General features: G+C 60.1%; 15 protein-coding genes. 13 read left to right on the top strand and 2 right to left on the bottom strand.

Annotation, left to right across the window (positions count from 1 at the left end; genetic code table 11):
- Positions 1–170: 170 nt before the first annotated feature.
- Positions 171–1,565, bottom strand: a complete 1,395-nt coding sequence (locus tag KVH01_RS00955; protein ID WP_032877681.1) for a PhoH family protein — start codon at positions 1,563–1,565, stop codon at positions 171–173.
- Between the two features lie 340 nt (positions 1,566–1,905).
- Positions 1,906–3,030 carry a polysaccharide deacetylase family protein gene (locus KVH01_RS00950; protein WP_217880139.1) on the bottom strand — a complete coding sequence of 375 codons (1,125 nt, stop codon included), beginning with the start codon at positions 3,028–3,030 and terminating at the stop codon, positions 1,906–1,908.
- 241 nt (positions 3,031–3,271) lie between these two features.
- Between KVH01_RS00950 and yaaA the strand changes: the two genes are divergently transcribed.
- From yaaA to KVH01_RS00885, 13 genes are all read left to right on the top strand, one after another.
- A complete protein-coding gene (gene yaaA, locus KVH01_RS00945) occupies positions 3,272–4,051 on the top strand; it encodes a peroxide stress protein YaaA (RefSeq protein WP_217880138.1) in 780 nt (259 codons plus the stop codon).
- 878 nt (positions 4,052–4,929) lie between these two features.
- Entirely contained in the window at positions 4,930–6,246 is a 1,317-nt protein-coding gene (locus KVH01_RS00940; RefSeq protein ID WP_217880137.1) for a nucleotide sugar dehydrogenase, read from the top strand.
- 83 nt (positions 6,247–6,329) lie between these two features.
- Positions 6,330–7,811, top strand: a complete 1,482-nt coding sequence (gene alg8, locus KVH01_RS00935; RefSeq protein ID WP_217880136.1) for a mannuronan synthase — start codon at positions 6,330–6,332, stop codon at positions 7,809–7,811.
- 37 nt (positions 7,812–7,848) lie between these two features.
- Positions 7,849–9,015 (top strand): alginate biosynthesis protein Alg44, encoded by a 1,167-nt coding sequence (locus tag KVH01_RS00930; protein ID WP_005785015.1) that lies wholly within the window; start codon positions 7,849–7,851, stop codon positions 9,013–9,015.
- Between the two features lie 188 nt (positions 9,016–9,203).
- The gene (gene algK / locus KVH01_RS00925; RefSeq protein WP_043049788.1) at positions 9,204–10,583 is read left to right on the top strand and encodes an alginate biosynthesis TPR repeat lipoprotein AlgK; all 1,380 of its coding nucleotides are present in this window, start codon (positions 9,204–9,206) and stop codon (positions 10,581–10,583) included.
- A complete protein-coding gene (locus KVH01_RS00920; RefSeq protein ID WP_217880135.1) occupies positions 10,580–12,067 on the top strand; it encodes an alginate export family protein in 1,488 nt (495 codons plus the stop codon). The genes algK and KVH01_RS00920 overlap by 4 nt, the downstream gene beginning before the upstream one ends.
- Positions 12,067–13,635 carry a mannuronan 5-epimerase AlgG gene (gene algG / locus KVH01_RS00915; RefSeq protein ID WP_043049786.1) on the top strand — a complete coding sequence of 523 codons (1,569 nt, stop codon included), beginning with the start codon at positions 12,067–12,069 and terminating at the stop codon, positions 13,633–13,635. The genes KVH01_RS00920 and algG overlap by 1 nt, the downstream gene beginning before the upstream one ends.
- A gap of 11 nt (positions 13,636–13,646) precedes the next feature.
- Entirely contained in the window at positions 13,647–15,095 is a 1,449-nt protein-coding gene (locus tag KVH01_RS00910; RefSeq protein WP_217880134.1) for an alginate O-acetyltransferase, read from the top strand.
- Positions 15,096–15,103: 8 nt separating this feature from the next.
- The gene (locus KVH01_RS00905; RefSeq protein WP_217880133.1) at positions 15,104–16,213 is read left to right on the top strand and encodes a mannuronate-specific alginate lyase; all 1,110 of its coding nucleotides are present in this window, start codon (positions 15,104–15,106) and stop codon (positions 16,211–16,213) included.
- 216 nt (positions 16,214–16,429) lie between these two features.
- On the top strand, positions 16,430–17,962 hold the full coding sequence (locus KVH01_RS00900; protein ID WP_217880132.1) for an MBOAT family O-acyltransferase: 1,533 nt from the start codon (positions 16,430–16,432) through the stop codon (positions 17,960–17,962).
- Between the two features lie 11 nt (positions 17,963–17,973).
- On the top strand, positions 17,974–19,161 hold the full coding sequence (locus tag KVH01_RS00895) for an alginate O-acetyltransferase (RefSeq protein ID WP_217880131.1): 1,188 nt from the start codon (positions 17,974–17,976) through the stop codon (positions 19,159–19,161).
- 16 nt (positions 19,162–19,177) lie between these two features.
- Positions 19,178–19,834, top strand: coding sequence for an alginate O-acetyltransferase AlgF (locus KVH01_RS00890; protein ID WP_043049782.1), 657 nt, complete (start codon positions 19,178–19,180; stop codon positions 19,832–19,834).
- Positions 19,835–20,056: 222 nt separating this feature from the next.
- On the top strand, positions 20,057–21,508 hold the full coding sequence (locus tag KVH01_RS00885) for a mannose-1-phosphate guanylyltransferase/mannose-6-phosphate isomerase (RefSeq protein ID WP_043049781.1): 1,452 nt from the start codon (positions 20,057–20,059) through the stop codon (positions 21,506–21,508).
- Positions 21,509–21,600 lie beyond the last annotated feature (92 nt).

The following is a 21,600-nucleotide window of genomic DNA, read 5'->3' as shown; positions in this document are numbered from 1 at the left end:
GGGGTCGTGGAGTGTTCTTATTGTTTTTACCGCGAGAAAAAATGTAACAAAATAATTACAAAAACCACAAGCACCCAGGGCGCGTTATCGCAGGCAAATGTCGCCCACAACAAAAACCCCGGATTTCGTGAAAAATCCGGGGTGGTTCGTGGCATTTAGCCACTTATTGCTTACAGGTGGGATTCGGCGTATTCAGCCAGGATCGAACGAGGCACCCCTTGCAGCGCGATATGCACGCCGTTGGGGAAGTCTTTGAAACGTTCCGTCAGGTAGGTAAGCCCGGAGCTGGTCGCGGACAGGTAAGGGGTGTCGATCTGTGCCAGGTTGCCCAGGCACACCACTTTGGAACCGGCGCCGGCACGGGTGATGATGGTTTTCATCTGGTGCGGGGTAAGGTTCTGGCATTCATCGATCAGGATCAGGCTCTGCTGGAAGCTGCGCCCGCGTATGTAGTTGAGGGATTTGAACTGCAACGGCACTTTGCTGAGGATGTAGTCGACGCTGCCATGGGTGTTTTCGTCATCCATGTGCAAGGCTTCGAGGTTGTCGGTGATCGCTCCCAGCCACGGTTCCATTTTTTCCGCCTCGGTGCCGGGCAGGAAGCCGATTTCCTGGTCCAGGCCCTGCACGCTGCGGGTGGCGATGATACGGCGATAGCGCTTGGTCACCATAGTTTGCTCGATGGCGGCAGCCAGGGCGAGGATGGTTTTCCCCGAACCTGCGGCACCGGTCAGGTTGACCAGGTGGATGTCCGGGTCGAGCAGCGCGTACAGCGCCAGGCTCTGGTAGATATCACGCGGTTTCAGGCCCCAGGCTTCCTGGTGCAACAGGGGTTCCTGATGCAGGTCGAGGATCAGCAGCTTGTCGACCTGGATCTCTTTGATCCAGCCCACGAAGCCCTGTTCGTCGACGATGAATTCATTGATGTGCACAGCCGGCAGGTTGTCGATCAGCTGCACCTGGTGCCAGGTGCGGCCGTGGTCCTGGCGGGTCTCGACCTTGCTGACACGGTCCCAGAACGAGCCGGTCATCATGTGATAACCACGGGAGAGCATCGACACGTCGTCGACCAGTTGGTCGGTGCTGTAGTCCTCGGCAGCGATCCCACACGCTCGTGCCTTGAGGCGCATATTGATGTCTTTGGTCACCAGCACCACGCGCAGGTCCTTGTCGCGGGCGTGCAGGTCGATCAATTGGTTGATGATCTTGTTGTCGTTGAGGTTTTCCGGCAGCAGGCTGTTGGGCTCGCTGCGCTTGCTCATCAGGATCGACAGCAAGCCCTTGGGCCCGCTCTTGCCACGCTGGATCGGCACGCCGACCTCAACATCCTCGGGCGAGGCTTCGCCCAACGTCTTGTCGATCAGGCGGATGGCCTGGCGGCATTCGGCGGCAACGCTGTGGTGGCCGCTTTTGAGTTTGTCGAGCTCCTCAAGCACGATCATCGGAATGGCGACGTGGTGTTCTTCGAAGTTAAGCAGTGCGTTTGGATCGTGGATCAATACGTTGGTATCAAGCACATAAAGGATTGGCTGGTCGGAAGAAGGGGTGCGTCCATGATCATCCATACTCGGTCACCTTTGTGGGAGCCAGTCGACGCAATACCTGGGCGGTGCTGCGCCTCGATTCGACCACCGACCACACCTGAGTGACGTCAAGTGCAGTGCCCACATGAGGAGTCTTGGAAGACGCCACCTGTGTTGCAGGGTTCGGCGGTCTGACTTCGTAATACCGCAAAACCCATGACAGGAAAAAGCACTTTGACGCTTTTTTGAAGTTTATTTTTCAGGATGACGAATAGCACTAGCCGAGTGCCAGCTGCCCCGTTAAAGTCGGAAGTCCGCCTGCATCGAAATGTCGCAGCAAATCACCCCGAAAATCCCTCATCCCTAACAGGGCCGGGCATTCTCAACGAAACGCCTCGCGGCACTCCTGCCAACCCAAGCCACTCTGCGCCGTTGCCTGCAACAGCATCGGTATTGCCACCCGCGCCTTGTCCTGGGTGTCGTGAAAGGCAATCACGCCTTTGCGCCATAGCAGCATCAGCGTCAGCACCCGCTGCGCCGACTCATCGGCCTTGAGCTTGCCCGGCTCGTCCTGGGAATCAATATCCCACAACGCCACCTGCAAGCCCTGCTGCTGGAAGAAACCCTGGCTGTCCGCGCGGCGCTGCCCATAGGGTGGGCGGAACAGCGGCAGATAGTTTTCCGGCATCAGGTTCTGCACCAGCGCGGCACTGCGGGTGATGGAGCTTTGCCAGTCGACCCAATGGCTGTGGGAACGGTACTCCCACCCCTGGATACCTACGCACTGCCCCTGGTACAGCGCCTGCACATCGGCGGCAGAACTACGCTCTACCCGGGTTTGCAAGCTGCTGCCAAGGGTAAAGAAGGTGGCGTTCATCTTCTGCTTGCGCAGGTAGTCGGTGAGCCAGTCGGTATTGCCGCCAACCGGTGCCGGGCCGCCATCGAAGGTCAGCAGGAACATGCGGTCATTGAGCTCGTCGCCATTGCGCTCATGGTCGCCAAAGCGTGCCACTTCACTGCTGATCTGCGGAAACAGCGCGGCCTTGCGCAGCAGTTCGTCGAGATAGCGCTCGTGGAAGTGCCGGCTGGGGGCGGCCCAGCCTATATAGAAGGAGTTGTCACTGACCTCGAATTTGCCGGCCTGCTCGCGCAGGTCGTCCATGCTTTCCACCAGGTAGCAGAACGAAGCATCTTCTTCGCAGCTCTTTTGGGCGAAGCTGTAGTTCTCCAACAGCCGTTGCCAGAGCTGGCGACGCAGGTCGTCGATGGCCGCTAGATTGATGATCTTCAACCCCAACCGCTGCTTTAGCGCGGCGTCGTCCAGGGCTTCGCTGGCGAGCAGGCCGTGGGCGAACATCAGAATTTCCGCACGCGAAGCCACATCGAACAGCGCCGGGCTGCTGAGTTTTTCCGGCCAGGTACCACGGTCGAGGCTGGCTACGTCAACCGGCGCGGCTTGGGCGGTGACGCACAGCAAACAAGCCGACAATAAAAGCGCTAATCGCACACGGGGTCTTCCTTTCCAGAGTTACCGCCCATCATAGCGGACTGGTTCACCCTTATTGTGTAGGAGCGAGCTTGCTCGCGAAAGTCGTCAACGATCACGCTGGCAGACTGAATAAACACGGTGCCTGGAAGATTTTCGCGAGCAAGCTCGCTCCTACACAAAACAGGGCCTATCAGCTTGATAGGTGGAGTCGAACGCTTCAACCCCCTAGAATCACGCCACGATTCCAGGAGCCAACTTCATGCTGATGGTGATTTCCCCCGCCAAAACCCTCGACTTCGAGTCCAAGCCGGTCACTGCGCGCTTCACCCAGCCGCAATACCTGGACCACTCCCAGGAACTGATCGAACAACTGCGCAAGCTGAGCCCGGCGCAAATCAGCGAGTTGATGCACGTCTCCGACAAGATCGGTGGCCTCAACGCCGCCCGCTTCGGCAGCTGGACGCCCGCCTTCACCCCGGCCAATGCCAAGCAGGCGCTGCTGGCATTCAAGGGCGATGTGTACACCGGCCTGAACGCCGAGACCTTCAGCGATGCCGATTTCAGCTACGCCCAGGATCACCTGCGCATGCTCTCGGGCCTCTACGGCCTGCTGCGCCCCCTGGACCTGATGATGCCCTACCGCCTGGAGATGGGCACCAAGCTGGCCAACGCCCGCGGCAAGGACCTTTACGCGTTCTGGGGCACACGCATCAGCGAATGGCTGAACGAAGCATTGGCCGCACAGGGCGATGACGTGCTGCTCAACCTGGCCTCCAACGAGTACTTCTCGGCGGTCAAGCGCCCGGCCCTGAATGCGCGGGTCATCAACACCGAGTTCAAGGACCTGAAGAACGGCCAGTACAAGATCATCAGCTTCTACGCGAAGAAGGCCCGGGGCATGATGAGCCGCTTTGTGATCGAAGAGCGCATCAACGACCCGGCCAAGCTCAAGCAGTTCGATGTACAGGGCTATCGCTTCAATGCGGAGCAGTCCAAGCCGGATAACCTGGTGTTCTTGCGCGATCACGCACCGGAATAAGGCTGCACAGACACTGCGAATCAAATGTGGGAGGGGGCTTGCTCCCGATTGCGGTATTTCAGTCAACACTTCAGTGACTGACGCACCGCTATCGGGAGCAAGCCCCCTCCCACATTTTGTTTGTATTCCAAACCATAAATCGTCATTTATTTGGCGCCAGAAAAACATCCAGATACAACCCTAACGATTTCTTCACTCGACACTCGTCGGTTTTTTTCGTAGTGGCACCACTTTTTTTAATCAGTAGTGGCATAAAACTATCCCCGCGCACCAACTCCCCACAACTACTGGCCTAAATAGCAAGTGCTATCACTATAGTACCAGTGCCATCTTTTCTAATATTTCAAGAAATTTCCGGAAACAGGATGAGCGGCCAGGAACTTCATCCTGAAGCGCCGCTCATACCACCGGTAACGAAATTCTCTGTTTACGTAAGAGATGACTTACACAGCGACCAATGGAAGTAGTCAAGTTGTCATAAAACACTTTGACTCTATGGTCATAACATCAACTGTTTGAGTTGAGGGTAGCGATAAGCACTTATTGCCAACCCCTGAAGGCCAAGGCAGCGCTGACCTAAATGAGCCAGTGGTGAAGACCCAAGGCATTGATATCAAAAGGCTTATGGCCTGTATCAAAGCCCTGCGGCACTGGCGCCGGAGCCCTCCGCCAAGGAAGCCCGGCTGCATTTCAGGGCAAGCCCCAATAAAAAGGCCAAGTTGCGCACAACTTGAGTGCAATAGTTAGTCACTCACTATTCAACATGCCTGCACGCGGTGAGTCGGCGTCTATTCGCCTAACTTTCGCGGCATCAGTGACGCTTGCAAACATGAACTCCGGCCATTTAATGGCATGAATTAAACAAAGAGGTAATTGCGATGCGCATCAGCATATTTGGTTTGGGTTACGTTGGCGCAGTGTGTGCCGGTTGCCTGTCTGCCCGTGGCCATGAAGTGGTCGGCGTAGACATCTCCAAGGAAAAGATCGACCTGATCAATGCGGGTAAATCCCCCATCGTTGAACCAGGTCTGGGCGAACTGTTGAGCCAAGGCATCGCAACCGGTCGACTGCGCGGTACCACCAACTTCGCCGAAGCCATCCGCGACACCGACCTGTCGATGATCTGCGTGGGTACGCCGAGCAAGAAAAACGGCGACCTGGAACTGAACTACATCGAGTCGGTATGCCGCGAAATCGGTTTTGTACTGCGTGACAAGACCACCCGCCACACCATCGTGGTGCGCAGCACCGTATTGCCAGGCACCGTGGCCAACGTGGTGATCCCGATTCTCGAAGACTGCTCCGGCAAGAAAGCCGGCGTCGACTTCGGCGTTGCGGTCAACCCGGAATTCCTGCGTGAATCCACCGCTATCGCTGACTACGACCTGCCACCGATGACCGTCATCGGCGAGTTCGACAAAGCCTCCGGCGATGTCCTGCAGTCGCTGTACGAAGAACTCGACGCCCCGATCATCCGCAAGGACATCGCCGTTGCCGAGATGATCAAGTACACCTGCAACGTGTGGCATGCCACCAAGGTCACCTTCGCCAACGAGATCGGCAACATCGCCAAGGCCGTCGGCGTCGATGGTCGCGAAGTGATGGAAGTGGTGTGCCAGGACAAGACCCTCAACCTGTCCCAGTACTACATGCGTCCAGGCTTCGCCTTCGGCGGTTCGTGCCTGCCAAAAGACGTGCGTGCCCTGACCTACCGCGCCGGTTCCCTGGACGTGGAAGCGCCGTTGCTCAACTCGCTGATGCGCAGCAACGAGTCCCAGGTACAGAACGCCTTCGACATCGTTTCCAGCCACGACAAACGCAAAGTCGCGCTGCTGGGCCTGAGCTTCAAGGCCGGTACCGACGACCTGCGTGAAAGCCCACTGGTGGAACTGGCGGAAATGCTGATCGGCAAGGGCTACGACCTGAGCATCTACGACAGCAACGTCGAGTACGCCCGTGTGCACGGTGCGAACAAGGACTACATCGAAGGCAAGATCCCCCACGTGTCGTCCCTGCTCAACTCGAACTTCGACGACGTGATCAACAACTCCGACGTGATCATCCTGGGCAACCGCGATGAGAAGTTCCGTGCCCTGGCGCAGAACGCCCCGCATGGCAAGCAAGTGGTCGACCTGGTGGGCTTCATGTCCAAGGCCACCAGCGTGAGCGGCCGTACCGAAGGTATTTGCTGGTAACAGCAACGGCAAGTTTCAGGCTGCAAGTGTCTTTATCCCCAGCGCTTGCAGCCTGAAGCCTCCTCCCCCTGCGGATGACGCTTATGTCCAAGTTAAAACATGTATTTCTGCAAGCGGCCGGCTGGTTGTTCTTCCTCAGCCTGCTGATGGGTCTCGCCCTGCTGTTGCCGGCGAGCACCTTCGACTCGCAATCGAAGAATTTTATTTTCCTGATTGGTGCCGTGGGTATCTGGCGCTACTCCATGGGCGCGACGCATTTCTTTCGCGGCATGCTGTTCCTGTACGTGGTCTACCCGCACCTGCGCCGCAAAGTGCGCAAGCTGGGCAAGGCCGCCGACCCGTCCCATGTGTTCCTGATGGTCACCAGTTTTCGCATCGACGCGCTGACCACCGCCCAGGTCTACAGCTCGGTGATCCGTGAAGCCATCGAATGCGGCTTCCCTACTACCGTGGTCTGCTCGCTGGTGGAAATGTCCGATGAGCTGCTGGTCAAGAGCCTCTGGGAAAAAATGAACCCGCCGGCCCACGTCAAGCTCGACTTCGTGCGCATCGCCGGTACCGGCAAGCGTGACGGCCTGGCCTTCGGCTTCCGCGCCATCTCCCGCCATCTGCCGGATGAGCGCGCCGTGGTAGCCGTAATCGATGGCGACACCGTGCTCGCTGAAGGCGTGGTGCGCAAGACCGTGCCTTGGTTCCAGTTGTTCGGCAATGTCGGCGGCCTGACCACCAACGAATTCTGCGAAGTGCGCGGCGGCTACATCATGAGCGAGTGGCACAAGCTGCGCTTCGCTCAGCGCCACATCAACATGTGCTCCATGGCCCTGTCCAAGCGCGTGCTGACCATGACCGGGCGCATGTCGGTATTCCGTGCCAGCGTGGTCACTGACCCGGGCTTTATCGCCGACGTGGAAAGCGACTCGCTGCAACACTGGCGCCTGGGGCGCTTCAAGTTCCTGACCGGCGATGACAAGTCCAGCTGGTTCAGCCTGATGCGCCTGGGCTACGACACCTTCTACGTGCCGGACGCCGCGATCAACACCGTGGAACACCCGCCGGAAAAGAGCTTTATCAAGGCCAGCCGCAAGCTGATGTTCCGCTGGTACGGCAACAACCTGCGCCAGAATTCCCGTGCCCTCGGCCTGGGTGTACGTCGCCTCGGCCTGTTCACCAGCGTAGTGCTGTTCGACCAGCGCGTGTCGATGTGGACGTCGCTGCTCGGCCTGACCGTGGCGATGATCGCCACCTTCAAGTACGGCGGCGCGTTCATCCTGGTCTACCTGCTGTGGATCGGCCTTACCCGCCTGATCCTGACCCTGCTGCTGTCGTGCTCGGGCCACAAGATCGGCCCGGCTTACCCGATGATTCTCTATTACAACCAGATCATGGGCGCGTTGGTGAAGATCTACGTGTTCTTCCGCCTTGATCAACAGTCCTGGACCCGCCAGGACACCAAACTGACCCGCGATTTGGCCAGCTTTCAACGTTGGTTCAACACCTGGTCGTCTCGGACCATGACCTTCTCCGCCGGCAGCATCTTCGTTGCCGTGTTGCTGATGATGGTCTGACCCTGCCAAGCCTGAATTAACTAGGAACTAGAACATTATGAACAGCCAAGTAAACGCCAACGTTGTCCACGAATCCGAAGCCCAGCGCCAGCACGCCCGGGTCAAAATCCCGGCCAAGCTGCGCTTCTTCAACAGCGACCGCACGCCGACTGAAGCGCGGGTCATCGACCTGTCCGCCGGCGGCCTGGCCTTTACCGCAACCCAGCCGCTCACCGTCGGCCAGGTGCACAAGGGTCGCCTGCAATTCGTCATCGATAACCTCGGCCTGGCCATGGATGTGGAGCTGCAGATTCGCTCCTACGACCGCCAGACCGGCCGCACCGGCTGCCAGTTCCAGAACCTCGACGCGCAGGATATTTCCACCCTGCGCCACCTGATCACCTCGCACCTGTCCGGCGACATCGTGACCATGGGCGACGTGCTGGCGACCCTGCAACGCGACAACTTCACCAAGGCACGCAAGGTCAAGGACGGCGGCAGCGGCATGACCGCATTCGGTCGCCTGCGCGCCGTGACGTTCAGCCTGGCGATTTTCCTGGTCGGCCTGGCCGCGTTCGGGTTTGTCTTCAAGTCCCTCTACGGCATGTACTTCGTCAGCCACGCCCAGGCCGGCCTCGTCAGCGTGCCGGGCATGAACGTGACCATGCCGCGTGACGGCACCGTGCAGAGCCTGCTCAAAGGCGATTCGGTTGCGGCCAAAGGCGCGCCACTGGCAACTTTCAGCACCAGCATGCTCGACGTCCTCAAGGGCCACCTGGACGAAGACCAACTGCAGCCGGCCAAGGTCGAAGAGCTGTTCGGCAAGCAAATGACCGGCACCCTGACCTCGCCATGCGATTGCGTGGTGGCCCAGCAACTGGTCGCCGACGGCCAGTACGCCAGCAAGGGTGATGTGATCTTCCAACTGGTGCCACGCGGCAGCCAGGCCAATGTGGAAGCACGCTTCACCTACCGCCAGTTCGGTGATGTGCGCCCAGGTACGCCGGTGAGCTTCCAGGTGGCCGACGAAGAACAGGTTCGCACCGGCACCATCGTCAGCAGCACCAGCCTGAACAGCGCCGACTTGTCCTCTGACATCCGCGTGCAGATCAAGCCGGATGCACCATTGGACAGCACCTACGCCGGCCGCCCGGTGGAAGTCACCAGCGACCGTGGCCCGTCCCTGAACTGGCTGATCGATAAAGCCATGGCTCACGGTCTGTAAGCGAGGACATGCCTGTGAACCCTATTTCAAGAACAACACAATCCCTGTGGGAGCGGGCTTGCTGTGGCGAGGGAGCTTGCTCCCGCTCGACAGCGCAGCTGGAGCCGGCTTTTTCGGGAGCGCTACGCACTGGAGCGCCAGCCCTGCCCAGCGGGAGCAAGCTCCCTCGCCACAAAAGCCTATCCCACATGACTTCGGTGGCGTTGCTGGCTGTTGCGGTGAGCCTGGCCGGCTGTGCCGGTTTGCCAGATCAGCGTTTAGCCAACGAAGCATTGAAACGCGGCGATACTGTCACCGCCCAGCAGAATTACCAGCAACTGGCAGACCTGGGCTACAGCGAGGCTCAGGTAGGACTGGCCGATATCCAGGTAGGCACCCGCGATCCGGCGCAGATCAAACAGGCCGAAGCCACTTACCGTGCGGCGGCGGACACTTCGCCTCGCGCCCAGGCACGCCTCGGCCGCCTGCTGGTGGCCAAGCCCGGCGCCACCGAAGCTGAACACCATGAAGCCGAGAGCCTGCTGAAAAAAGCCTTTGCCAATGGCGAAGGCAACACCCTGATCCCGCTGGCGATGCTGTACCTGCAATATCCCCACAGCTTCCCCAACGTGAATGCCCAGCAGCAGATCAGCAAGTGGCAAGCGGCCGGTTACCCGGAAGCCGGCCTGGCCCAGGTGTTGCTGTATCGCACCCAGGACACTTACGACCAGCACCTGGATGATGTGGAGCGCATTTGCAAGGCCGCGTTGAATACCACCGATATCTGTTATGTCGAGTTGGCCACGGTCTACCAGAAAAAAGCCCAGCCGGAACAACAGGCCGAACTGCTCAAGCAAATGGAAGCCGGCTACAGCCGAGGCAGCGTCACCGCCCAGCGCGTCGACAGCGTCGCCCGCGTACTCGGTGATGCCAGCCTCGGCACGCCGGACGAAAAAACCGCCCAGGCTTTGCTTGAAAAAATCGCCCCTGCCTACCCGGCCTCCTGGGTCAGCCTGGCGCAACTGCTCTACGACTTCCCCGAAATGGGCGACGTCGACCAGATGATGAAGTACCTCGACAACGGCCGCGCCGCCGACCAGCCGCGCGCCGAATTGCTGCTGGGCAAGCTCTACTACGAAGGCAAGTGGGTGCCGGCCGACGCCAAGGCCGCCGAAGCCCACTTCGAAAAAGCCGTGGGCCGTGAAGTGGCCGCCGATTACTACCTCGGCCAGATCTACCGCCGTGGCTACCTGGGAAAAGTCTACCCGCAAAAGGCCCTGGACCACCTGCTGACCGCTGCGCGCAACGGCCAGAACAGCGCCGACTTTGCCATCGCCCAACTGTTTTCCCAAGGCAAGGGCACCAAGCCCGACCCATTGAACGCCTATGTCTTCAGCCAACTGGCCAAGGCCCAGGACACGCCTGAGGCCAATGACCTGGCCACCCAGCTCGAAGCGCCGCTGACGCCTGAGCAACGCGCCGAAGGCCAACGCCTGGTGCAACAGGAACTGGCCGCCCGCGGCACCCTGGCCCAAAGCACGCTGCAACTGCACGCCCTGCAAGAAGAAGACGGCGAGGAATCCCTATGAAGCTCAACCCATTCGTCAAGGCCGGCATCGGCCTGACCTTCGCCCTGCTGTGGTCGTGCCCGACCCTGGCCGCGCTGACCGAAGCCAAGAACTTCGGCCTGGAAGTCAAAGCCACTGCACAGTCCGAAGACGACCGCGACCTCGGCACCCAGAAAGGCGGCGACGTCAACGGCATCGGCCTCGACCTGCGCCCCTGGATCTACGGCGAAAGCGGCGCGTGGAGTGCCTACGCCATGGGCCAGGCGGTGGTATCCAGCGACATCATCGAGACCGACACCCTGCAACAGTCGGCCGATGACACCACCGAACAGTCGAGCAACGACGACCGCAAGGCCAAGAAAAACTACCTGGCCCTGCGCGAGTTCTGGGTCGGCTACAGCGGCTTCACGCCCTACCCCGGAGAGATCCTCAAGTTCGGTCGCCAGCGCCTGCGCAATGACGACGGCCAATGGCGCGACACCAACATCGAAGCGCTGAACTGGACCTTCGACACCACCTTGCTCAAGGCTAATGTCGGCGCCGCCGAACGTTTCAGCGAGTACCGCACCGACCTCAAGGAACTGTCGCCAGTCGACAAGGACCGCCAGCACTTCTACGCCGACGCCGCCTACCAGTGGACGCCGGGACAGTGGATCGGCCTGCGCGGTCACCATACCCATGACGACGGCAAGCTCGACTACGCCGAACCGGGCGTGGCCACAGACCCGTTGGACAAGCGCGAGAACGGCGACCTGACCTGGCTCGGTATCGAAGCCAACAGCGACGCCTACAACTGGCGCAATACCAACACCGTCAACTACTGGGCCAGCATCACCGGCATGCGCGGCGACCGCGACACGGTCAACGCCTTGAACGCCGACGGCACCCGCCCGACCAATGCCAAGCGCAGCGATAACGTGAGCGGCTGGGTCACCGACCTCGGCGTGCGCCTGCGTCTGGACCCGCAATGGCAAGTGGGCGCGGCCTACTCCCGCGCCAGCGCCGAGTACGAGCAGAACGGCCTGCAAAGCAACCGTTCGAACTGGACCGGCACCCAATCCCGCGTACACCGCTTCGGCGAAGCGTATCGCGGCGAGATGAACAACATGCAGTCCATGAGCCTGTTCGGTTCGTGGCAGTTGCGCGAGGACTACGACGCCAGCCTGGTGTACCACAAGTTCTGGCGCGTGGACGGCAACAAGCCGGTGGGCAGCAACGGTATCGATGCAGTGCAGAACAACACCGATGACGTTACCGGCGCGATCCTCTCCAGCACTTCCCTGCCCTTGGAAGACGGTAAGAAAGACCTCGGCCAGGAGATGGACCTGGTGGTCACCAAGTACTTCAAGAAAGGCTTGTTGCCCGCCGCGCTGAGCCAGTCGATCGACGAGCCGTCGGCCCTGGTGCGCTTGCGTGCCGGTGTGTTCAAGCCGGGCGACGCCTATGGCAGCCAGGTCGACTCCTACATGCACCGCGCGTTTGTCGACGTGGTCTGGAAATTCTGATGGGAGCCTGCGCCATGAATGCTCAAAGCCTACTCGTCGCGGCAATGCTGTTGGCCAGCGCCACAGCGTTCGCCGATACGACGGCCAAGGCGCCGATCATCGCCAAGGAACTGCAACAGGCCAAGACCTACACCATTTCCAGCCCGCCCACCGCGCCGCTGGAAATGGCCAAGCCTGCCCTGCCGGACCTGTCGGGCTACACCGCCGCAGCCATGGAAAAGAAGATCGTCAAGACCAAGCCGGGCAAGATCAGCGTGCGCCGCATGATGCAGGAAGACGCGCTCAAGGATTTTATCGGCGGCGATAACAAGATGGCCGAATGGGTAGTGCGCCAGCACGGCATTCCCCAGGCGATCTTTGTCGACGATGGCTACATGAACCTCAAGGACCTGCTGGGCAAGGTGCCCAAGCAGTACTTCAGCGAAACGTCGCCGGGTGTGTTTTTGGCCAAGCTGCCGATCGTGGTGGGGCGCAAGGGCATCCTCGATATCGACAAAAATACCCAGGAATTGCGCCTGTCCCAGCAAGCCGGCGCGTTTTTGATCAACGACGGCCAGCTGTTTGTGCGCGATACCAAGGTCACCGGCTGGGATGAAAAAGCCAACGGCCCGGCGCTGTTCAAGTCGGCCAAGGAATTCCGCCCGTTCCTGCTGGCCTGGGGCGGCACCGAGACCTATATCTCCAAGACCAAGATGGCCAGCTTCGGCTACGCCAACAGTAAGTCCTACGGGGTGAGTATTTCCCAGTACACGCCGAACATGGCCAAGGTGCTCAAGCGTCCCGAGCCAACCGGCTGGATTATCGACTCCGAGTTCTCGGACATGTGGTACGGCTTCTACTGCTACGAGACAACGGGCTTTGTGATCAAGGGCAATACCTACAAAGACAACATCGTCTACGGCATTGACCCCCACGACCGTTCCCACGGCCTGATCATCGCCGACAACACGGTGTACGGCACCAAGAAGAAGCACGGCATCATCATTTCCCGGGAAGTGAACGACAGCTTCATCTTCAACAACCGCAGCTACGACAACAAACTTTCGGGCCTGGTGATCGACCGTAACAGCGTGAACAACCTGATCGCCGACAACGAGATCTACCGCAACCACACCGACGGCATCACGCTCTATGAGAGTGGCGACAACCTGTTGTGGGGCAACAAGGTCATCGCCAATCGTCGCCACGGCATTCGTGTGCGTAACAGCGTGAACATCAAGCTCTACGAAAACACCTCGATGGCCAACGGTCTGACGGGGCTCTACGGCCACATCAAGGACTTGACCGACACCGACCGCGACATTGCCCTCGACCCATTCGACGCCAAGGTCTCGCTGATCGTGGTTGGCGGTGAACTGGCGGGCAACGGCAGCGGGCCGCTGTCCATCGATTCGCCGTTGAGTGTCGAGCTGTACCGCGTGTCGATGCTGGCGCCGACCAAATCCAGTGGCATCAGCTTCAACGGCATTCTTGGCGAGCGCCAGGAAGAAATTCTCGACTTGCTGGTGCGCCAGCAGAAAGCCGTGCTGATCGACCCCGTCGAACGCCAGACCGAACTGCAGGACTGAGGATGACCCTTATGCACCCACACATGATCAAACTGCTGAGCCTCTCGGGTCTGACCCTCGGCCTGCTTGCGGCCAGCCAGGGCGTGCGCGCCGACGAGGCCAAGGCGCCGACCTTCACCGCCGAGCCATGCTGCAGCCTGTGCCCGGCCGCCCATGACGCGAAGAACTACACCACGCGCTACCAGCAGAACTTCACAACCCTGGTCCAAGCCCAGGGCGACTGGCTGTTCCGTACCCAGGAAGACCTGCGCACCGAATTCGACACCACACCGGCCGGCTACAAACGCATGCAGCAGTTGCACGATGCGTTCAAGGCCAAGGGCGTGGAGCTGGTGGTGGTTTACCAGCCGACCCGTGGCCTGGTGAACCGCAACAAGCTCAACCCTGAAGAAAAAGCCAAATTCAACTTCGACAAGGCCCTGACCAACTACAAGACCATGCTTGGCCGTTTCGCCAAGATGGGTTACGTGGTACCGGACCTGTCGCCTCTGACCAACGAGCAATTACCGGACGAATTGCCGGCCCACGATTTTTACTTCCGCGGCGACCAGCACTGGACCCCGTACGGCGCCCAGCGCACGGCGAAAATCGTCGCGGCCAAGGTCAAGCAGATGCCCGAGTACGCCGAGATTCCCAAGCGCGAATTCGAGACCAAGCGCTCGGGCCGCATGGGCAAGACCGGCACCCTGCACAACATGGCCGGGCAACTGTGCGGCACCAGCTATGCGATCCAGTACATGGACCAGTTCACCACCGAGCCCAAGGGCGAAGCCGGTGACGGCGACCTGTTCAGCGATTCGGGCAACCCGCAGATCACCCTGGTGGGCACCAGCCACAGCGGCAAGAACTATAACTTCGCCGGCTTCCTCCAGGAGGAAATCGGTGCCGACATCCTCAACGTCGCCTTCCCCGGCGGTGGCCTGGAAGGGTCGATGATCCAGTACCTGGGCAGCGACGAATTCCAGAAGACTCCGCCGAAGATCCTGATCTGGGAATTCTCGCCGCTGTACCGCCTCGACCAGGAAACCATCTATCGCCAGATGATGGCGCTGCTGGACAACGGGTGCGAAGGCAAGACTGCGCAGATGTCCGCCAGCACCACCCTCAAGCCCGGCAAGAACGAGCTGATGGTCAACAGTGCCAACAAAGACCTGCGCAACGCCAACCATCAGGTCGATATCCGCTTCGCCGATCCGTCGGTGAAAACCTTGCAAGCCACCCTCTGGTACATGAACGGTCGCCACGAAGACATCAAGATCGAGAAACCCGAGACATCCGATACAGACGGGCGTTTCGCCTTTGAACTGCGCACCGATGAAGACTGGGCCTCGCAGAACTTGCTGGCCGTGGAAGTGCAGGGCCCGGAACAGGGTGCTGCCGCGCAGAAGGTCGAAGCGAAAATTTGCACACGCAACGTATTCCCAGCCGGCGGTCAACAAACCGCTTCAACCGGGCAATGAGGTTACTTATGCAAAAGTTATTGATTCCATCGTTGCTGGGCCTGGCGATCTTCGCCGGGGCCGCTAACGCCGCTGCGCCACTGCGTCCGCCCCAGGGCTATTTCGCACCGATCGAAGCGTTCAAGACCGGCGATTTCAAGGAAAACTGCGACACCATGCCGACGCCCTACACCGGGCCGTTGCAGTTTCGCAGCAAGTACGAAGGTTCGGACAAGGCGCGCTCCACGCTGAATGTGCAATCCGAAAAGGCCTTTCGCGACAGCACCGCCGACATCACCAAACTGGAGAAAGACACCAGCAAACGCGTGATGCAGTTCATGCGTGACGGCCGCCCCCAGCAGCTCGAATGCACGCTGAACTGGCTGGTGTCGTGGGCCAAGGCCGACGCGCTGATGTCCAAGGACTTCAACCACACCGGCAAGTCCATGCGCAAATGGGCACTGGGCAGCATGGCTTCGGCCTACGTACGCCTGAAGTTCTCCGAATCGCAACCGCTGGCCAAGCACCCGCAGGAAGCCCAGCAGATCGAAGCCTGGTTCAACAAACTGGCCGACCAGGTGGTGAGCGACTGGGACAACCTGCCGCTGGAAAAAACCAACAACCACTCCTACTGGGCCGCCTGGTCGGTGATGGCAACTTCCATCGCCACCAACCGCCGCGACCTGTTTGATTGGGCGGTGAAGGAATACAAGGTCGGCGTGAACCAGGTCGACGACCAGGGCTTCCTGCCCAACGAATTGAAGCGTCAGCAACGGGCTTTGTCGTATCACAACTACGCCCTGCCACCGCTGTCGATGATCGCCAGCTTTGCCCTGGTCAATGGCGTGGACCTGCGCCAGGAAAACAACGGCGCGCTCAAGCGTCTGGGCGACAAGGTGCTGGCCGGGGTGAAAGACCCGGACATCTTCGAGCAGAAGAACGGCAAGGAGCAGGACATGAAGGACCTCAAGCAAGACATGAAATTTGCCTGGCTTGAGCCCTTCTGCACGCTCTACACCTGCGCGCCGGATGTGATCGAGCGCAAGCATGAGATGCAGCCGTTCAAGACGTTCCGCCTGGGTGGCGACCTGACCAAGGTCTATGACCCGGCGCATGAAAAAGGCAACAAAGGTTCCTGAGTGAACTCGGTAAAAAATGTGGGAGGGGGCTTGCTCCCGATGGCGGTGTAACAGTCGCCGTCTGTGTTCAATGAAACACTGCTATCGGGAGCAAGCCCCCTCCCACATTTGAAGCCGGTTTCGTCAGTAGAAATGCAATACAGCCTCCCCCGAAATCGTGGGGGGGTTTGGGGGGGCTCTGGCCCTTGACTGTTGGTTAAACATGGAGAGATCGGGATGGTTTTCTCGTCCAATGTGTTCCTGTTTCTGTTCTTGCCGATCTTTCTCGGCTTGTACTACTTGAGCGGGCAACGCTATCGCAATCTGCTGCTGCTGATTGCCAGCTACGTGTTCTACGCCTGGTGGCGAGTGGACTTCCTGGCGCTGTTCGCCGCCGTCACGCTGTGGAACTACTGGATCGGCCTCAAGGTCGGTGCCGCCGGCGTGCGCACCAAGCCGGCGCAGCGCTGGCTGCTGCTCGGCGTGGCCGTCGACCTGTGCATCCTCGGCTACTTCAAGTACGCCAACTTCGGCGTCGACAGCATCAATGTGATGATGAAGTCGGCGGGTCTGGAGCCGTTTATCCTCACCCACGTGCTGTTGCCGATCGGGATCTCGTTCTACATCTTCGAGTCCATCAGCTACATCATCGACGTGTACCGTGGCGATACCCCGGCGACTCGCAACCTGATCGACTTCGCGGCGTTCGTGGCGATCTTCCCGCACTTGATTGCAGGCCCGGTGTTGCGCTTCCGTGACCTGGCCGACCAGTTCAACAACCGCACCCACACCCTCGACAAGTTCTCCGAGGGCTGCACGCGGTTCATGCAGGGTTTCATCAAGAAAGTCTTTATTGCCGACACCCTGGCGGTGGTGGCCGACCATTGTTTCGCCCTGCAAAACCCCACCACCGGCGATGCCTGGCTGGGTGCACTGGCTTACACCGCGCAGCTGTACTTCGACTTCTCCGGCTACAGCGACATGGCCATCGGCCTGGGCTTGATGATGGGTTTCCGCTTCATGGAAAACTTCAAGCAGCCGTACATCAGCCAGTCGATCACCGAGTTCTGGCGGCGCTGGCACATCAGCCTCTCCACCTGGCTGCGTGACTACCTGTACATCACCCTGGGCGGCAACCGCAAAGGCACGCTGACCACCTATCGCAACCTGTTCCTGACCATGCTGCTCGGTGGCCTGTGGCACGGTGCCAACATCACCTACATCGTCTGGGGCGCCTGGCACGGCATGTGGCTGGCGATTGAAAAAGCCATCGGCCTGAACACCGCGCCGCGCAGCTTCAATGTGCTGCGCTGGGCCTTCACCTTCCTGCTGGTGGTGATGGGTTGGGTGATCTTCCGCGCTGAAAACCTGCACGTTGCCGGGCGTATGTACGGTGCGATGTTCAGCTTTGGCGAGTGGTCGCTGTCGGAACTCAACCGCGCCAACCTCACCGGCCTGCAAGTGGCGACCCTGGTGGTGGCCTACGCAACCCTGGCGTTCTTCGGCCTGCGCGACTTCTACACCAATCGCCCTGCCGAGAAGACCAAGCCTGCTGACCCGAGCCTGATCAAGGCGGTGCCTGGCGACAACCCGGGCAGCATCCACGAGCCTGGTTTCAGCGTGGGCCGTGACGCCGCCGTGCAACCGGCCTACTGGACCGCTGACTGGCCACGCTACGCCATGCGCGGCGCGGTGCTGCTGCTGTTCGTGGCGTCGATCCTGAAACTGTCGGCGCAGAGTTTCTCGCCGTTCCTTTACTTCCAATTCTGAGGGAGCCGATCATGACCCGTTCATTACGCGTCCTCTACATCAGCCTGTTCATGGTGCTGTTGCTGGCCCTGGGCGCCTGGTCGCTGCGCAGTTTCCTGGGCTTCAGCACCAATGCTGACGCCACCGTGCTTAACGGGCGCTGGACCAAGGCCGTCGAGACCCACTACGACGACGAGTTCCCGATCAAGCGCATCGGCACCAACCTATGGGCAGCGCTGGACTACAAGCTGTTCAATGAAGGTCGCCCTGGCGTGGTGCTGGGTCGCGATCACTGGCTGTACAGCGACGAGGAATTCAACCCTGCCGTCAACGAGGACCAGAACCTGCAAGGCAACTACGCGCTGGTCGAAGGCGTGCGCCAGAAGCTCAAGGCTCAAGGCATTCAACTGGTGATGGCGATCGTGCCGGCCAAGGTGCGCCTGTATCCGGAACACCTGGGTGAGGTGAAACCGGCGAGCATTCACGCCAACCTGTACCAGGACTTCCACGCCCGGGTCGCCGCCGACAACATCCCGGCCCCGGACCTGCTCGGCCCGCTGCAACAGGCCAAGCTGGGCGGCAAGCAGGTGTTCCTGCGCACCGACACCCACTGGACGCCGGATGGCGCGGAAATCGCCGCCAAGCAACTAGCGAAGACCATTGCCGACAAGACCCCGCTGAGCGGCGAGCCACAGCGCTTTGTCACCGAAGCGGAGAAAACCGAGCCGCACAAAGGCGACCTGCGTTTGTTCCTGCCCCTGGACCCGCTGTTCGAAAACCTGATGCCGCCTAAAGAGCCGCTGGAAAAACGCGTCACGCACCTGGCCGAAACCCAAGGCGACGACGCGCTGTTCAGCGACAGCGAAACCCCGGTGGCCCTGGTGGGCACCAGCTACAGCGCCAACCCCAACTGGAACTTCGTCGGCGCCCTCAAGCAAGCCCTGGGCAGCGACGTGGTCAGCTACGCCGAAGACGGCCACGGCCCGATCCTGCCGATGCTCAGCTATCTGAAAAGCGACGACTTCAAGAACAACCCGCCGCAGGTGCTGATCTGGGAATTCCCCGAACGCTATCTGCCCGTGAATAACGAAATCGGTGATGCCGACCCATCGTGGGTTGCGCAGCTTAAACAAGCTGGTTCGCGCCAACAGAACATGGCAAGCAACACACCTGCTTTTAAAAATCAGAAACCCGAGACGCCCGACCGGGCGCAAAACTGAAAGAGAGGTAACTCACATGACTTTCACTACTACTCCGCGTCGTCTCGCCAAGACCCTGGCCATCGCTGCCGGCTTGAGCTTCGTATCGATGTCCGCCTTCGCCGGTGGTGACGCCGCCCTGTACGGCCCAACCGCACCAAAGGGCTCGAGCTTCGTGCGCATCTACAACGCCAGCAACCAGGAAGTCAGCGCCACCGTCGGCAGCACCAACCTCAGCGACGTGGCGCCATTGGCCAGCAGCGACTTCAGCTTCATGCCGGGCGGTGACTACAGCGCCAAGGTCGGCAGCCAGACCGTGCCGGTCAAACTCGCTGCCGATCACTACTACACCCTGGTCAACAACAGCAGCGGCCAGCCTCAGCTGATCGAAGAGCCGCCGTTCAAGAACAAGCAGAAATCCCTGGTACGCGTGCAGAACCTCAGCGACAAGGCCCTGACCCTGAAAACTGCCGACGGCAAAACCGATGTGGTCAAGTCGGTGGCCGCCAAGGGCCGTGGCGAGCGCGAGATCAACCCGGTGAAGGTAAGCCTGGCGCTGTATGACGGCGACAAGAAGGTCGGCGATGTGAAGCCGGTGGCCCTGGAGCGTGGTGAGGCAGCGGTGCTGTACGTCACCGGTTCCGGTTCGAGCCTGTCGCCAGTCTGGGTCAAACGCCCAGTGTCGACCCGCTAACGATTTCCCGGACTGAACGCAACCCACTGTAGGAGCGAGCCTGCTCGCGAAAATCGCCGACGATGACGCGGGCATTCTGGATGACCGCGTTGCCTGGAAGTGCTTCGCGAGCAAGCTCGCTCCTACAGGGGGCAAGGCTGTCAGTTCGGACCGAGACAAAAACAAGAGTGAAACGACAAACCTTCGTAGCTCTGACCCAAACTGATTCAAGGAGAAACACCCATGATCCCAGTAATCCTTTCCGGTGGTAGCGGCTCACGTCTTTGGCCGCTTTCGCGTAAGCAGTTCCCCAAGCAATTCCTGGCCCTGACCGGCGAGCACACGCTGTTCCAGCAAACCCTGGAGCGCCTGGTGTTCGAAGGTATGGACGCCCCTATCGTGGTCTGCAACAAGGACCACCGCTTCATCGTCAATGAGCAACTGAGCGCACGTAAGCTCGAATGCCAGCGCATCCTGATGGAGCCCTTTGGCCGCAACACCGCACCGGCCGTGGCCCTGACCGCGATGATGCTGGTCAACGAAGGTCGTGACGATCTGATGTTGGTACTGCCCGCCGACCACGTGATCGACGACCAGAAAGCCCTGCAACGTGCCCTGGCCCTGGCCACCGTGGCGGCCGAGCGTGGCGAGATGGTGCTGTTCGGCGTACCGGCGACCCGTCCGGAAACCGGCTACGGCTACATCAAGTCCACCAACGACTCGCTGCTGCCCGAAGGCGTGAGCCGTGTGCAGCAATTCGTGGAAAAACCCGATGAAAAACGTGCCATCGAGTTCGTCAAAAGCGGTGGTTACTTCTGGAACAGCGGCATGTTCCTGTTCCGTGCCAGCCGCTTCCTTGAAGAGCTGAAAAAGCACGATCCGGACATCTATGACACCTGCGTGCTGACCCTGGAGCGCAGCGAGCAGACCCACGACACCGTGACCTTCGACGATGCGACCTTCGCCTGCTGCCCGGACAATTCCATCGACTACGCGGTGATGGAAAAAACCCAGCGCGCCTGCGTGGTGCCATTGAGCGCCGGCTGGAGCGACGTGGGTTGCTGGGCCTCGCTGTGGGCGGTCAATGACAAAGACGCCAACGGCAACGTCAGCAAAGGCGACGTGGTAATCCAGGACAGCCGCAACTGCATGGTGCATGGCAACGGCAAACTGGTGTCGGTGATCGGCCTGGACAACATCGTGGTGGTGGAAACCAAGGACGCGATGATGATTGCCCACAAGGACAAGGTCCAGGGCGTCAAGCAGATGGTCAATACGCTCAACGAGCAAGGCCGCAGCGAAACCCAGAACCACTGCGAGGTCTATCGCCCATGGGGCTCCTACGACTCGGTGGACATGGGCGGACGCTTCCAGGTCAAGCACATCTCGGTCAAGCCGGGCGCCTGCCTGTCGCTGCAGATGCACCACCACCGCGCCGAACACTGGATCGTGGTCAGCGGCACCGCCGAAGTCACCTGTGATGAGAACGTGTTCCTGCTCTGCGAGAACCAGTCCACCTACATCCCGATCGCCTCGGTGCACCGCCTGCGCAATCCGGGCAAGATCCCGTTGGAAATCATCGAAGTTCAATCGGGCAGTTACCTGGGCGAAGACGATATCGAGCGCTTCGAAGATATCTACGGTCGCTCGACGCCGGTTGAACGTGGCGTGTCGGTGAAAACTATCGCGCAGTAAAACAGTCGTACAAGAAGCCCTCGCCCAGCCCATTGCGTCCCCTATCCGCAGTGGGTTGGGTGGGGGCTTTTTTCTGCTCGTTCACAGCTGTT

Source organism: Pseudomonas khavaziana (genome assembly GCF_019145205.1).
Classification (GTDB): Bacteria; Pseudomonadota; Gammaproteobacteria; order Pseudomonadales; family Pseudomonadaceae; genus Aquipseudomonas; species Aquipseudomonas khavaziana.
Note: the sequence above shows the minus strand (reverse complement) of the source record. Positions and strands in the feature narration are given on the sequence as shown.